The organism is Enterobacter sp. RHBSTW-00318, assembly GCF_014101375.1.
Lineage (GTDB): Bacteria > Pseudomonadota > Gammaproteobacteria > Enterobacterales > Enterobacteriaceae > Enterobacter > Enterobacter ludwigii.
On sequence record NZ_JABXQH010000001.1, the window covers coordinates 4,670,376 to 4,685,385 of the forward strand.

At 52.1% G+C, this 15,010-nt stretch carries 12 protein-coding genes and 2 pseudogenes; 8 read left to right on the forward strand and 6 right to left on the reverse strand.

Annotated elements, in window-relative coordinates; genetic code table 11:
- The first annotated feature begins 93 nt into the window (after positions 1 to 93).
- From HV157_RS22925 to HV157_RS22935, 3 genes are all read left to right on the forward strand, one after another.
- Entirely contained in the window at positions 94 to 822 is a 729-nt protein-coding gene (locus HV157_RS22925) for a winged helix-turn-helix domain-containing protein (protein WP_182268969.1), read from the forward strand.
- A complete protein-coding gene (locus HV157_RS22930) occupies positions 797 to 1,270 on the forward strand; it encodes a hypothetical protein (protein ID WP_020883251.1) in 474 nt (157 codons plus the stop codon). The genes HV157_RS22925 and HV157_RS22930 overlap by 26 nt, the downstream gene beginning before the upstream one ends.
- Positions 1,271 to 1,628: 358 nt before the next feature.
- On the forward strand, positions 1,629 to 3,116 hold the full coding sequence (locus HV157_RS22935; RefSeq protein WP_233100644.1) for an EAL domain-containing protein: 1,488 nt from the start codon (positions 1,629 to 1,631) through the stop codon (positions 3,114 to 3,116).
- Positions 3,117 to 3,157: 41 nt separating this feature from the next.
- Here the strand turns inward: HV157_RS22935 and yegD are convergent, their stop codons facing one another.
- A complete protein-coding gene (yegD, locus tag HV157_RS22940; protein ID WP_020883253.1) occupies positions 3,158 to 4,510 on the reverse strand; it encodes a molecular chaperone in 1,353 nt (450 codons plus the stop codon).
- Between the two features lie 130 nt (positions 4,511 to 4,640).
- On the opposite strand from yegD, the gene alkA reads away from it, so the two are divergent.
- A complete protein-coding gene (gene alkA, locus HV157_RS22945) occupies positions 4,641 to 5,513 on the forward strand; it encodes a DNA-3-methyladenine glycosylase 2 (RefSeq protein ID WP_182268971.1) in 873 nt (290 codons plus the stop codon).
- Here alkA and HV157_RS22950 read toward each other — a convergent pair.
- A pseudogene (locus HV157_RS22950) lies at positions 5,478 to 7,271 on the reverse strand (diguanylate cyclase); the annotation flags it as partial. The gene alkA and the pseudogene HV157_RS22950 overlap by 36 nt on opposite strands.
- A 61-nt stretch (positions 7,272 to 7,332) precedes the next feature.
- Between HV157_RS22950 and HV157_RS22955 the strand changes: the two are divergent.
- Complete coding sequence (locus HV157_RS22955; protein WP_001254932.1) at positions 7,333 to 8,484, forward strand: IS30-like element IS30 family transposase; 1,152 nt, start codon at positions 7,333 to 7,335, stop codon at positions 8,482 to 8,484.
- A 7-nt stretch (positions 8,485 to 8,491) separates the two neighbouring features.
- Here HV157_RS22955 and HV157_RS22960 read toward each other — a convergent pair.
- The 3 genes and pseudogenes from HV157_RS22960 to HV157_RS22965 all read right to left on the reverse strand — a co-directional run.
- A pseudogene (locus HV157_RS22960) lies at positions 8,492 to 8,692 on the reverse strand (PAS domain-containing protein); the annotation flags it as partial.
- Positions 8,664 to 8,858 (reverse strand): hypothetical protein, encoded by a 195-nt coding sequence (locus HV157_RS26455; RefSeq protein ID WP_341767526.1) that lies wholly within the window; start codon positions 8,856 to 8,858, stop codon positions 8,664 to 8,666. The pseudogene HV157_RS22960 and the gene HV157_RS26455, both read right to left, overlap by 29 nt.
- Positions 8,840 to 9,820 carry an IS5-like element ISKpn26 family transposase gene (locus HV157_RS22965; RefSeq protein WP_000019445.1) on the reverse strand — a complete coding sequence of 327 codons (981 nt, stop codon included), beginning with the start codon at positions 9,818 to 9,820 and terminating at the stop codon, positions 8,840 to 8,842. Before HV157_RS22965 ends, HV157_RS26455 begins: the two co-directional genes overlap by 19 nt.
- A 338-nt stretch (positions 9,821 to 10,158) precedes the next feature.
- On the opposite strand from HV157_RS22965, the gene udk reads away from it, so the two are divergent.
- The 3 genes from udk to asmA all read left to right on the forward strand — a co-directional run bounded on the left by udk (position 10,159) and on the right by asmA (position 13,346).
- Positions 10,159 to 10,800 carry a uridine kinase gene (gene udk / locus HV157_RS22970; RefSeq protein WP_020883256.1) on the forward strand — a complete coding sequence of 214 codons (642 nt, stop codon included), beginning with the start codon at positions 10,159 to 10,161 and terminating at the stop codon, positions 10,798 to 10,800.
- A gap of 91 nt (positions 10,801 to 10,891) precedes the next feature.
- Complete coding sequence (dcd, locus tag HV157_RS22975; protein WP_020883257.1) at positions 10,892 to 11,473, forward strand: dCTP deaminase; 582 nt, start codon at positions 10,892 to 10,894, stop codon at positions 11,471 to 11,473.
- Between the two features lie 22 nt (positions 11,474 to 11,495).
- Positions 11,496 to 13,346 (forward strand): outer membrane assembly protein AsmA, encoded by a 1,851-nt coding sequence (asmA, locus tag HV157_RS22980; protein ID WP_182268972.1) that lies wholly within the window; start codon positions 11,496 to 11,498, stop codon positions 13,344 to 13,346.
- Positions 13,347 to 13,392: 46 nt separating this feature from the next.
- Here the strand turns inward: asmA and HV157_RS22985 are convergent, their stop codons facing one another.
- Positions 13,393 to 14,976, reverse strand: a complete 1,584-nt coding sequence (locus HV157_RS22985) for a TerC family protein (protein WP_063924759.1) — start codon at positions 14,974 to 14,976, stop codon at positions 13,393 to 13,395.
- Between the last annotated feature and the right edge of the window lie 34 nt (positions 14,977 to 15,010).

The window sequence follows — 15,010 nt, forward strand, 5'->3', positions numbered from 1 at the left end:
TTAAAGAAACAGTTCTTATATTGCTAACTGAACTCTGGGAATATATTCTGTACTGCGTGCTGGCATTGCCGCCGATAATAAAAGAGTTCCCGGATGAAAAAGATAATCAATGATCATATTGTATACGATTCAGAGACCAGAGCGCTAAGTGTACAGGGAGAAAGAGTGGTTCTGTCCGCTGCAACGGCAAGATTACTGGAGCTCTTTATTGCGAATAACCGCAAACAATTACATCGGGATCTGATTATAGAAGAAGTGTGGGGAAGGTATGGGTTGATCCCATCAGGTCACAGTCTGAATAAAAATGTCAGTATTTTGCGCAAAACGTTAGCAGAACTGGGAATGGATAATCTGATCGCAACTATCCCCCGAGAAGGATTTGTTTTTCAGGCGCAGATCGAAAACGTAAAAGAAGATGCGTTGCCGCATAGCATCACTGCATTAACCTCCGCCACCAAACCCGGGTTAAGGCGATACGGTAAAACGATCGTTGGCGGAATGTTAGGCATCAGCCTGGTGATATCTGGCTTTGTCCTTCTGCCAAAATTATTACGAGATACCGATGGTGTCGTGCATGTACAAAAATCCGGTTCCTGTGAAATATTTACGACAGATGATAATTCAGTTGAGAAAATATCCACTTTTTTGAATTCATCCCGATGGCAGCAATTCAAATCTATCTGTAAGGGAAGAAATAAGGTCATTGTGTTTTATGATGACAATGGATTGTCTACGGGTAATAAACTAAAGGAATCATTTTTCAGTATATGTACGTTAGGCTCCCGGGGAGTTGCACATGCGTGCGAAAATTATGTATTTTAGTCTTGCCGTAGCGCTTGTTATCATTTTTTTGTTTTTATTTAAACGTCATGAGGTTCCGGCAGCGCTGGTATGCTCAGCGAAGAACCATCTTGTGCTCAATACGCAAAAAACAGGTATGCACATCGAAGGGGAGGTATTGCTGGTTTTCAGGATATCATCTGCTGAAGAGGGGGTATTGTCACAAGTGGGCGTGATTAATGTTAATGGGAAAAGCTACGCCATTAACCGTTCCACGATGCTTAAATTTTTAGGTAATGATAGTGACGGCTACATACGTACCCAACGGGTTTCTGTGATCAAAAATGATAATGATGATTTGCCTGATGAGATCACGGGATTAATTATGTCTAAGCAACACAACTTCTATTATAAAATAATGCATATTGCGCACAATGTGTACGGTATACGCGATTTGCGACGCACCCTGTTGGTGTGTCGGGCAGCGTAATCCTCAGAATAGGGTATCGCCTTATTCTGAAATAATAACCTATGTGTCGCATTATTTATGGCTTTTTATTCTGTTAAAATCGGGTTTATTATCACTAAAGTTTGTCTGAATGTGAATATAAGCGCATAAGTTTGTACTCATTTCGGACCTCAGAATTCGCTACCGATACAGCAAGAATATTCTTATCATTCCCCTGCGCTCAGTTTTATTGTAAGGGGGATGAGCTACTACACACTATGCAACCTAAAGGCATTTTATTTGTTTTACCTTAAGTCTATGTGAATACCAGGTCAATTGTGAATACACTTTCCTGTTCGGGAAGGCTGCGTTTTACAATGAAAACGTGATGGTGATTATTATGAATAAGAAAAAGGTCTTCCTGCTCAGTTATGACATTTATCTTTTCGCCGGGCTTAGGGCTTTTTTGCCTAATCTGGTACTGGTCGACAGTCAGACATTTATATCAGAGTCAGACCTTTCTTTTCAGCAATACAACTCCTGTCTGTTAATTGTTGATAACCGGATGCCCTTTTTCCTGGTGAAGAAATGGCTACATCGTAACAGTAGCCAGTTTATCATGGTAAACAGCGTTGTTCTCAGGGTGAGCGAAAATGAGTGTATTAATCGAGGCTATGAATACAGTACCTCAATTGATGTAACACTGCATTATACGACCGTCATCAATATACTCACGCGTATACTGATGACCACCCCGCAACCGGAACCACGCGTAAAATCAGATGAGCTGGACGTTTTCGCGCTAACCGAATTTGAGGCAGACATGCTTAATGCCATGATGACGAAAGAGGGGCAGGCCGAATTCTGCCGGGCAAATTCATTGACCACAAAATCCCTGTATCGCTACCGGGATAAAATAACGCACAGGCTTGGTTTTAAAAATTTTATTGAATCTATTATTTTTCTTATCCGCAATGGTTTCCTGACTGAAAGGGATGTGGGGCAGAACAGTATGCTAATGCGCAAATCCACCGGGCGTAGTTATGATAATAATGATGCGGGGCGTCTGAGTCTGGCACTCAAAAATGATGAAATTTTACCTTATTATCAACCCGTTGTCGGTGCAGGCGGTGAGCTGTGCGGTATAGAGATTTTGGCCCGCTGGCCATTAGGGCATAATTACACGATTTCGCAGCGAGAATTTATTCCGCTGGCAGAAAGTTGTGGCCTGATTAACGAACTCACCAGCTATTTAATGCATAAAGTTGCCAGTGACTTAAAGCAAAAGAGCAACGGGTTAAATACACCGCTGTTTGTGGCGTTTAATGTCAGTCCAACCACGTTAAGTAACCCGGTGTTTTATTGGGAGTGCCTCAATTTTTTAGAGCTGACAGAATCGTTACCGGTGAAGCTCATGATTGAGATCACCGAAAATCAAACGCTGGCCGTGACGCCTGCAATAAAAGAACTGATCCGTTCACTGCGTAATCGCGGGGTGATGTTTGCTCTGGATGACTTTGGTACAGGATACGCGAATTTATGCTATCTGAATGAACTCGAGCTGGATGTCATAAAAATTGATAAGACCTTTATCAACGCTATCCAGGCTGATAACCAACCGCTGCCGATGCTGGAATCGATTATTAATCTGGCGATGATTCTGGGGCTTCGTACCGTGGCGGAAGGGGTGGAGTACGCTTATCAGCGAGAGTGGCTTATCAGCAAACAGGTGGATTACCTGCAGGGGTATCATTTCCTGCCCCCGGTGCCGTTCGCTGATTTCCGGCGATTTGTCGAGCAAAGCCAGCCGACGACACGAGAAGCGGCATGCAAAAAGGGCAGCGTGCTGCCAGGTAAAAAGGAAAATGTGCGTTTTAACGCGCTGTAAACGACGGAAGCCCTGCGCATTTCGAGGGCTTCCGTCGGGGCTTAACGGAACATCACCTGTGCCCAGCGGGCCAGACCTGCCGTTACGGAGCCAAAGTCATCGCCACCGGCAATCGGAATACCCGGAAGCTGTTCCGCCAGCGCTTTCTTGATAAGCGGTGAGCGGGCGCTACCGCCGGTCAGGTAAATCACATCCGGCTTCTCTTTACCATTCTCCAGCGCCAGTTGCACCTGCTCGAGGATCCGCTGCAGCGGCTGGGCGAGTGCCGTTTCCAGCCCTTCCTGCGATATCGCGGTCGCCAGCTCATCACTGATAAAAGGTAATGAGACAGCGTGTTCAGCACGGTCAGAGAGGGCGATTTTGCTCTCTTCAGCGGTACGCACCACGCGATAGCTGAGACGCTGACGCCACACTTTATAGAGCAGGGCGACTTTATCCGCGTCCTGCGCGTCGCGTACCAGATCGTTCAGGAAGCGCCCGTTCGCGGTGCTGTAAAAATCACTCTGCGCCGGAACGTCGTTGATGGCGATGGCGTTCCACCAGGGCAGAATTGGCAGGGCAATGCCTTTTTCGGTTTGTCCGCCCATGCCGAGCAGCGGCATCAGGCTTTTAAATGCCAGAGCAATATCCAGGTCGTTACCGCCTACGCGGCAGCCGCTGTGGCCCAACAGGCTGGTTTCGCGGTCACGACGCTGATGCCATTGTGGCCCCATCAGCAGTAAAGAGCAGTCGGTGGTGCCCCCGCCGATATCCACAACGAGCACGCGTTGCTCTTGCGTTAATGTGGCTTCAAAATCCAGCCCTGCCGCTACCGGCTCATACTGGAAGACCACGTCACGGAAACCGGCCCGGTGTGCGGCGCGCTCGAGGATCCCCTGCGCTTGCTGGTTAGCCTCTTCACCGCCCAGACCCTGGAAGTTGATCGGGCGACCAATAACGGCCTGCGTGATGGGATCGGGTACCTGGGTCTGCGCCTGGTTACGGATGTGCAGCATCATGGCGCACACCAGGTCTTCGAACATCGCCACCTGCTGTGGTTTTAATCCGCTGGCGCCCAGAAACGACTTCGGGGATTTAACGAAGTAAACCTCTTCCGGATCGTCAATATAATGGCCCAGCGATGAGAGGCCAAACTGCACGCTGGAAGGGGTCACGTCGATATCTTCGTCGCGGTTAAAACTGACCGCCCGGCGCAGCAGCGCCTGGGTTTCCGCCGCGGTAGCGGGCACCTGATGATGACGGAACAGCCATTCGCTGACCGCTTCGCGAGTGGGTGCGCAGAGCATTGATGGCAGCAGCGTGCTCTCTTTTTCCATCTTCAGGAGCTGTGGTTGCCCGTTTTGCATAATGGCAACCGAACAGTTTGCCGTACCGTAGTCAAATCCAATAAACACGATTAATCCCCATGCCAGTGAGAAGGGGCGAGACTTTAGCGAAATGTCTGCCTGGCGACAACAGGAATATGAAAGCAAGGCGAAACAAGGCCTTTCGGTTTATGCTGAGGGGAACAAAAAAGGAGCGATGATGTATACCCTGACCTGGCAACCCCCTTACGACTGGCAATGGATGTTTAGTTTCCTTAGCGCACGTGCGGTAGCGGGCGTAGAGACCGTCACGGACCACTATTACGAGCGCAGTTTCGCCTGCGAGGGGCATCAGGGGATATTTCGCGTTACGCCTGACAGCCAAACCCCTACGCTTACCGTGACGCTCAGCCCGGGCTTGATTCCGGTTGCGCAGACCTGTCTTGAGCGTATCGGGCGACTTTTCGATCTTGGCTGCGATCCTCAGGCGATCCGCTCGACACTGGGGGATCTGGGGGCCGCACGGCCAGGCTTACGGTTGCCGGGGGCGATGGATGCCTGGGAGCATGGTGTGCGGGCGATACTCGGGCAACTGGTTAGCGTGGCGATGGCGGCAAAATTGGCTTCCCGCGTTGTCGCCCTGTGCGGGGAGCCGGTTGAAGACGCCCCGGGTTATCTCTGCTTCCCGACCCCGCACGCGCTGGCCGCAGCGGACCCGCTGGCGTTGAAAGCGCTTGGAATGCCGGTAAAGCGGGCGGAGTCGATCGTTCATCTGGCTCAATCTGTGGTGGACGGGACGTTTCCGCTTTCCCCTCCTGCGGATATTGAGGCGGGAATGAAGGCCTTACAGCAGCGGCCCGGGATAGGACGCTGGACGGCAAACTACCTGGCCCTGCGCGGCTGGCAGGCGAAGGACGTTTTTCTGCCGGATGATTATCTGATTAAGCAACGTTTTGCCGGGATGACGCCTGCGCAAATTCGGCGCTACGCCCAGCGCTGGCAGCCCTGGCGCTCGTATGCGTTGCTGCACATCTGGTATACCGACGGCTGGGCGCCATCAGTTGATGGCGAAATAGCTGGTATTAAGCAGTAGATCCAACGGCTGCGGCTCGGCGATGGTGTCGCCGTAAATAAAATCAATGCCGATGCCGGAGAGCGTGTCCATCATGATGGGCTGGTTACACGGACCGGCGATGGTTTTCATGCCCAGGCGCTGGGCGTGCCCCTGAACGATCGTCACCATCATCTCATCCATCAGGTTGCCATAAACATTCGTCACCATTTCCGTATCAAGCATCAGATAATCGGCCATATTGGCGCTGAGGTGGCTAAAGACGTTCATATCGCGTCCCACCTGGCTGAGCACGACGCGGCAGCCAGCATGGCGAAGTTTTTGCAGGCCCTGCTGCAGGTTCTCATCCGGGTTACATACCACGTCGGCAGCGATAACCAGATGCAGCAGACGGCCCGGCATGGGGCTCTTCTCCAGCAGGTCGACAAGTTCATCAACCAGCGTGACGCTTGCTAAACCCGCTTCAGACAGCGGAAGCGCGACCCCCATGCCTTTGTGGGCGACCTGTGCGGCGGAGGTGCGGAAAAACTCGTTGAAGATACGTCTGTCAAGGGCGTGCAACAGTTCAGGCTCCGCAAGTCCGGAGCGGAACGCATGCTCTTCCTGCACTTCGCCCTGGCTGGTCCACAGGCGTAATGAAATCAGCCAGAAGTTGCAGCTTTCCGGTATCCGTGGAGACGCGACGCTGCGGGCAATCATCATCAGGTGATTGTCTTTAATCATGTGCCACTGCTCATCAAGCGACATCATGCTGCGCATGCCGTGGTCCCGTTCCTGCTGGGGTTCGTAAACCGTGACGACGCCGCGTCCGCTGTTTTTCGAGGCGTAACAGGCGATATCCGCCTGTGACATGATTTCCGAAGCCTGATGGTTATTTTCATCAATCAGAGTGATACCCGCGCTGGCGCCGATCCGGTGCAGACGTCCTTCCCACATAAAGTGATAGTCATTGATGGTGTTAATCAGGCGGCCGGTAATATAACGCGCGCTTTCGATATTGCAGTCCGGGAGCAACAACCCGAATTCGTCCCCGCCGAGACGAGCCAGCACGTCGCTGGAGCGGAGCATAGTCAACATTAATGACGAAAGCTCCCGCAGCAGAGCATCACCCGCCGCATGGCCTGCGGTGTCGTTGACGGCTTTAAAACGATCGAGATCGATAAACACCAGCGCATGACGCTGGCGTGTCTCCTGTACAGTCTGTAAGAGCCGTTTGAGGTGATTTTCGAAACTGACCCGGTTTGCGAGGTGGGTGAGGGCATCGTGCGAGGCACTGTAACTGAGCTGACGCAGCATTTTGCGCGATTCCGTCACGTCCTGAATCACGATCACGGAGCCAATGTTTTGCCCGTCCAGCGTACTGAGCGGGGTGATGCTGTAGTGGATATCGTAGTTGCCGCCGGTACGGCAGTTCAGCACCACGTCCTGGTCTATATCGGAACGGGACATATCGCCGCTGTGAATATTCTCCATCAGCGGTCCCTTTTCACCAAAGGTGATGTGCAACACTTTCAGGACAGGCTGCCCGATAGCCTCGGTCTGCAGCCAGCCGCTCATCTTCTCGGCAACCGGGTTCATAAAGGTGACATTCATGTCGATATCGGTACACAACACCGCTTCGCCGATGGAATCGAGGGTAATGTGCAAACGCTCTTTTTCCTGGAACAGCGCTTCGTTGAGTTGCTTCACCTCGGTCATGTCCATGTTGATGCCGAGCAGGCGTTCGACTTCACCCTGTTTGTTCAGTACCCGGTTCGCCAGAGAGCGTATATGGCGCATGTAGATTCAATTGGTCAACGCAACAGTTATGTGAAAACATGGGGTTGCGGAGGTTTTTTGAATGAGACGAACATTTACAGCAGAGGAAAAAGCCTCTGTTTTTGAACTATGGAAGAACGGAACAGGCTTCAGTGAAATAGCGAATATCCTGGGTTCAAAACCCGGAACGATCTTCACTATGTTAAGGGATACTGGCGGCATAAAACCCCATGAGCGTAAGCGGGCTGTAGCTCACCTGACACTGTCTGAGCGCGAGGAGATACGAGCTGGTTTGTCAGCCAAAATGAGCATTCGTGCGATAGCTACTGCGCTGAATCGCAGTCCTTCGACGATCTCACGTGAAGTTCAGCGTAATCGGGGCAGACGCTATTACAAAGCTGTTGATGCTAATAACCGAGCCAACAGAATGGCGAAAAGGCCAAAACCGTGCTTACTGGATCAAAATTTACCATTGCGAAAGCTTGTTCTGGAAAAGCTGGAGATGAAATGGTCTCCAGAGCAAATATCAGGATGGTTAAGGCGAACAAAACCACGTCAAAAAACGCTGCGAATATCACCTGAGACAATTTATAAAACGCTGTACTTTCGTAGCCGTGAAGCGCTACACCACCTGAATATACAGCATCTGCGACGGTCGCATAGCCTTCGCCATGGCAGGCGTCATACCCGCAAAGGCGAAAGAGGTACGATTAACATAGTGAACGGAACACCAATTCACGAACGTTCCCGAAATATCGATAACAGACGCTCTCTGGGGCATTGGGAGGGCGATTTAGTCTCAGGTACAAAAAACTCTCATATAGCCACACTTGTAGACCGAAAATCACGTTATACGATCATCCTTAGACTCAGGGGCAAAGATTCTGTCTCAGTAAATCAGGCTCTTACCGACAAATTCCTGAGTTTACCGTCAGAACTCAGAAAATCACTGACATGGGACAGAGGAATGGAACTGGCCAGACATCTAGAATTTACTGTCAGCACCGGCGTTAAAGTTTACTTCTGCGATCCTCAGAGTCCTTGGCAGCGGGGAACAAATGAGAACACAAATGGGCTAATTCGGCAGTACTTTCCTAAAAAGACATGTCTTGCCCAATATACTCAACATGAACTAGATCTGGTTGCTGCTCAGCTAAACAACAGACCGAGAAAGACACTGAAGTTCAAAACACCGAAAGAGATAATTGAAAGGGGTGTTGCATTGACAGATTGAATCTACACACGCCTTCTTTAACACGAATGCGGAACTCAAGCTTAAACGGCAAACGTGAAATGAGGGAATCCCGGAGCACCTTTTCAGCGTGAGCGCGGTCTTCCGGGAGCATCGTTTCGTGCCAGAGCTGCCAGGTGGGCTTGATGTGCGGTGGGATCTCATACAGCTCAAACATCCGCTTATCCCAGCTGATAATGTCTGGCTCTAGGGAAGGTGCGAATAAGCAGGTCATGTCTTCCCAAGCTGACTCGTTGATTAAAATTTCGCGGATCTGGGCCGATTTTTTTCCCGCAAACACATCGAATCAGCCTATTTAGGCTATTTTTTCCACCATTTCTGGCGTTATTTCCGGTTTTTACTGAGATCTCTCCCACTGACGTATCATTTGGTCCACCCGAAACAGGTTGGCCAGGGTGAATAACATCGCCAGTTGGTTATCGTTTTTCAGCAGCCCCTTGTATCTGGCTTTCACGAAGCCGAACTGCCGCTTGATGATGCGAAACGGGTGCTCCACCCTGGCACGGATGCTGGCTTTCATGTATTCGATGTTGATGGCCGTTTTGTTCTTGCGCGGATGCTGCTTCAAGGTTTTTACCTTGCCGGGACGCTCGGCGATCAGCCAGTCCACATCCACCTCGGCCAGCTCCTCGCGCTGTGGCGCTCCTTGGTAGCCGGCATCGGCTGAGACAAATTGCTCCTCTCCATGAAGCAGATTACCCAGCTGATTGAGGTCATGCTCGTTGGCCGCGGTGGTGACCAGGCTGTGGGTCAGGCCACTCTTGGCATCGACACCAATGTGGGCCTTCATGCCAAAGTGCCACTGATTGCCTTTCTTGGTCTGATGCATCTCCGGATCGCGTTGCTGCTCTTTGTTCTTGGTAGAGCTGGGTGCCTCAATGATGGTGGCATCCACCAAAGTGCCTTGGGTCATCATGACGCCTGCTTCGGCCAGCCAGCGATTGATGGTCTTGAACAATTGACGGGCCAGTTGATGCTGCTCGAGCAGGTGGCGGAAATTCATGATGGTGGTGCGATCCGGCAGGGCGCTATCCAGGGATAATCGGGCAAACAGGCGCATGGAGGCGATTTCGTACAGGGCATCTTCCATGGCACCGTCGCTCAGGTTGTACCAATGCTGCATGCAGTGAATACGCAGCATGGTCTCCAGCGGATAGGGCCGTCGGCCATTGCCCGCCTTGGGATAAAACGGCTCGATGACAGCGGTCATATTCTGCCATGGCAGAATCTGCTCCATGCGGGAGAGGAAAATCTCTTTTCGGGTCTGACGGCGCTTAGTGCTGAATTCACTATCGGCGAAGGTGAGTTGATGGCTCATGATGTCCCTCTGGGATGCGCTCCGGATGAATATGATGATCTCATATCAGGAACTTGTTCGCACCTTCCCTAGTACAAACAATTTACAATTCATATGGCGACTGCTCATAATTTGACATCATAGACTTATTAAATAGTTACTCGGTAAAAAATCCCCGACAAACGCTGAAAAAACGTGCGTTTAAATTTCACAAAGGGATCATTTCGTCGCTTTTCACCCTGTCTCGCAGAACCTGCGCTTTCGACTGGTATCATGCCCGCGAAATCCCTATAATTGCCGCGTTTGACGCTCCGGCGTCGTCCTTCCTTAACATCCAGGTTAATCAGGTCGCTAAATTTATGACTGATAAGTCTCATCAGTGCGTCATTATAGGCATCGCCGGCGCATCGGCTTCAGGTAAAAGTCTTATTGCCAGTACGCTTTACCGCGAACTGCGTGAACAAGTTGGTGATGAGCATATCGGCGTCATTCCCGAAGACAGCTATTACAAAGATCAATCCCATCTGTCGATGGAAGAACGCGTAAAAACTAACTATGACCATCCTAATGCGATGGATCACAGCTTACTGTTCCAGCATTTAGAAGCACTTAAAAGCGGCCAGGCAATTGAACTTCCCGTCTATAGTTATGTAGAACATACCCGTACGCAGGAAACGATCCGTATCGAACCGAAGAAGGTCATTATCCTTGAAGGTATTTTGCTTCTGACCGACTCCCGTCTGCGTGAATCAATGAACTTCTCGATTTTCGTCGATACGCCGCTGGATATCTGCCTGATGCGCCGCATTAAGCGTGACGTGAATGAGCGTGGACGTTCAATGGACTCCGTAATGGCGCAATACCAGAAAACTGTCCGCCCGATGTTCCTGCAATTCATTGAACCATCCAAGCAATACGCCGATATCATCGTGCCTCGCGGCGGTAAAAACCGCATAGCCATTGATATCTTAAAAGCGAAAATCAGCCAGTTTTTTGAATAAGCCGCGCGAATTGTGTACCGTTCAGGGATAACCTGGTTTTGCCCTGAGTCTTTATGGCTTCAGGGTACGATGCATGAAAGGAGAAAGTGCGATGCGTCTTTGTGATCGCGATATTGAAGCCTGGCTGGATGAAGGCCGTCTGTCTATTACACCACGTCCACCCGTGGAGCGTATCAATGGTGTGACTGTTGATGTGCGCCTGGGAAATAAATTCCGCACCTTTAGCGGCCATACCGCACCGTTCATCGACCTTAGCGGGCCGAAGGATGAAGTCAGCGCCGCACTTGATCGCGTGATGAGTGATGAAATCGTTATTGACGAGGGCGAAGCCTTTTATCTGCATCCGGGTGAACTGGCGCTGGCGGTGACCTATGAATCCGTGACGCTGCCTGCGGACCTGGTCGGCTGGCTCGATGGCCGTTCTTCTCTGGCGCGACTGGGGCTGATGGTTCACGTGACCGCGCACCGTATCGATCCAGGCTGGTCGGGCCGTATCGTGCTCGAGTTCTTCAATGCCGGTAAACTGCCTCTGGCACTGCGTCCAGGGATGATGATCGGTGCGCTGAGCTTTGAACCGCTAACCGGTCCGGCAGATCGTCCTTATAACCGCCGTCAGGACGCTAAATATCGCGACCAGCAGGGTGCGGTCGCGAGCCGTATTGATAAAGACTGATCGTTAGTCCACTGAGGATGCTATGAGAAGAGTTCTGACAACGCTGATGATTTTGCTGGTGGTTCTGGTTGCTGGCCTTTCGGCGTTAGTCCTGCTTGTTAACCCTAATGATTTCCGTGCTTACATGGTGCGGCAGGTCGAAGCGCGTAGTGGTTATCAACTGAAGCTTGATGGGCCGCTGCGCTGGCACGTCTGGCCGCAACTCAGCATTCTCTCAGGCCGCATGTCGTTAACCGCGCCGGGTGCCTCCCAGCCGCTGGTCTCTGCCGATAACATGCGTCTTGATGTGGCGTTGATCCCGCTCTTTTCACACCAGTTGCAGGTCGACCAGGTGATGCTGAAAGGGGCGGTGATTCAGCTGACGCCGCAAACTGAAGCCGTGCGTGACTCGGATGCGCCGGTCGCCCCGCGGGAAAATACGCTGCCCGACGAGCCGACGGATACGGGCTGGTCATTTGATATAGCCAAACTGAAAGTCGCCGACAGCGTGCTGGTTTTCCAGCATGAGTCCGACGAGCAGGTAACCGTCCGTAACATCAACCTGAAGATGGAGCAGGACGCCCATCATATTGCCTCGCTGGAGTTTAGCGGAAGGCTGAACCGCGATCAGCGCGATCTGAATCTGTCGCTGAACGCCAATGTGAATGCCTCAGATTACCCCCATCAGCTCACGGCGGATATTCAGCAACTGAACTGGCAACTGACGGGAGCCGATCTTCCTGCCCAGGGGATCACCGGTCAGGGAACGCTGCAGGCCGTGTGGCGCGAAGAGCAAAAACAGCTTGAGCTGGATAACCTCAATCTGCAGGCGAATGACAGCAGTCTGACAGGGCAGGCGAGCGTCACGCTTGAGGAGAAGCCGAAGTGGGTAATGAATCTGCAGTTTGACAAGCTCAATCTGGAGAACTTACTTCCGCCTCAGCCAGCGGGTGCAACCGACGGGAACGCCGCTCAGAATGGGCAAAGCCAGCCGTCCAAGCCGCGTCCGGTCATCTCCTCGAGTCTTGATCAGCCAGACTATAACGGTCTGCGCGGATTCACGGCCGATATCTTACTGAAAGCTAACAGCCTGCGCTGGCGCGGTATCGATTTTACCGACGTGAGCAGCCAGATGTTTAACCATAACGGCTTGCTGGTGATCTCCGAACTGAGCGGCAAAATGGGCGCCGGACATCTTTCTCTGCCGGGCACGCTGGACGTGCGTAAAGAGACGGCCAGCGCCGAATTCCAGCCGCGTCTCGACAACGTTGAGATTGGTACCATCCTTAAAGCCTTTAATTACCCGATCTCCTTAACGGGCCAATTGACGCTGGCGGGTGACTTCTCGGGGACGAAGATTGATGCTGAGGCTTTCCGCCGCGAATGGCAGGGGCAGGCCCATCTTGATCTGAAAGATTCCCGTATGGAAGGGCTTAACTTCCAGCAGCTGGTGCAGCAGGCGGTGGAGCGCAGCAGTGATGTTAAAGCCCAGGAAAACTACGACAGCGCAACGCGCCTCGACAGCTTTACCACTGACCTGACGCTGGACAACGGGCAGCTCACTCTCGACGGAATGCAGGGGACCTCTTCACTCCTGTCGTTAACCGGTGAAGGTAAGCTGGATCTGGTGAAAGAGACGGCGGATACCCGATTTAACGTGCGGGTACTTTCCGGCTGGCAGGGTGAAAGTAAACTGATCGACTTCCTTAAAGAGACGCCGGTTCCACTCACTGTCTATGGCAAATGGCAGGCGCTGAATTACAGCCTTCAGGTGGATCAGATCCTGCGCAAACATCTGCAGGACGAAGCGAAACGTCGTCTGAAGGACTGGGCGGATCGGAATAAAGATTCTCAGTCAGGGAAGGATGTGAAGAAGCTGTTAGATAAGCTTTGATGCCCGAGCGCCCGGTAGCGCACATGCTACCGGGCAAAACAACTCACTAAACCTCATAGTCCAGTTCTTCATCATCCCGCAGTGGAATGAGCTGCACCTTCTGTACACGGTGGCTCTCAACCTGCAACGTTTTAAGCAGATAGTCCCCCACCTGAACCTCTTCTCCCGGTTGCGGGATACGCTGCAAATATTCCATCAGCAGACCGGCAATAGTGTGGTATTCGCGTTTTTCATCCAACGGCAGCGGCACATATTGCACCAGGTCTTCCAGCGGCATATGGCCGTTCGCCGTCCACGACCCGTCGGCATTTTTCTGGATGTCGTGGCGCGCATCAATCTCATCCACCTCGTTGGGCAAATTACCGGCGATGGTTTCCATGACGTCGCTGAGCGTGACCAGTCCTTCAACGGAACCGAATTCATCCACCACAAAGGCAAAGTGAGTGCGCGCGTTACGGAACTGCTCAAGGGCAGAAAGCAGCTGCAGTCCTTCAGGGAAGACCAGCGGCTGGCGTACCAGGGCGCGCAGATTGAGTGCTTCACCGTGCAGCTGCTGTTGCAGCAGGTCGATGACGTGCACCACGCCCAGCAACTCCTCTTCCTCTTCACCGCCGGTGACAACCACGCGGGTGTGCTGGTTTTTATCCAGCAGGGCGCGAATGTGCTCCTCCGGTGCCGTCAGGTCTATATGCTCGATGTCATGCCGTGATGTCATGATGCTGCTGACCGTCCGCTGATTCAGATTGAGCACCCGCTCAATCATCAGTCGCTCCTGCGGATTAAAGATCAGCCCGTCACTGTGATCGGCAAGCATCGCGGCGGATTCCGCATCCAGTTCTGCATCCTCTTTTTTCCCGCTCAGCAGGCGCATGACCGTGTCGGCCGTGCGTTGACGTAACGTCTGATTCGCTGAGAGGAAGCGGCGACGGTTGAATATCGCCAGCTGGTTCAGCGCTTCAATCATTACTGAGAAACCAATGGCGGCATACAGATAGCCTTTCGGAATGTGGAATCCAAACCCGTCTGCCACCAGGCTAAAGCCAATCATCAACAGGAAACTCAGGCAGAGAATAACAATGGTCGGGTGGCTGTTAACGAACCGGGTCAGGGCTTTACTCGCCATCACCATCAGCGTAATGGCAATGATCACTGCGGCCATCATCACGGCCAGGTGGTCAACCATCCCGACGGCGGTGATCACCGAGTCCAGTGAGAAGACGGCGTCCAGCACCACGATTTGCGCCACCACAGGCCAGAATTTTGCCCCGCGTCGCTGGGTCGGGTTTTCACTGTCTTTGCCTTCGAGCCGCTCATTAAGTTCAACCGTCGCTTTAAACAGCAGGAACAAGCCACCGAAGAGCATGATCAGGTCACGGGCGCTGAAGCTCAGGCCGTGAACGGAGAACAGAGGCTGTGTGAGCGTGACCAGCCAGGAGATAGAGGCCAGCAGCAGCAACCGCATCACCATCGCCAAAAGCAGGCCCGTTACGCGAGCGCGGTCACGCTGAGAAGGGGGCAGTTTTTCGGCGAGGATGGCGATAAAGACCAGATTATCAATACCGAGCACCAATTCGATGACGACCAGCGTCACCAGTCCGGCCCAGATTGATGGATCGGCAATCCATTCCATAGTAATAGCAATACCTTCTGTTATATGACGAATG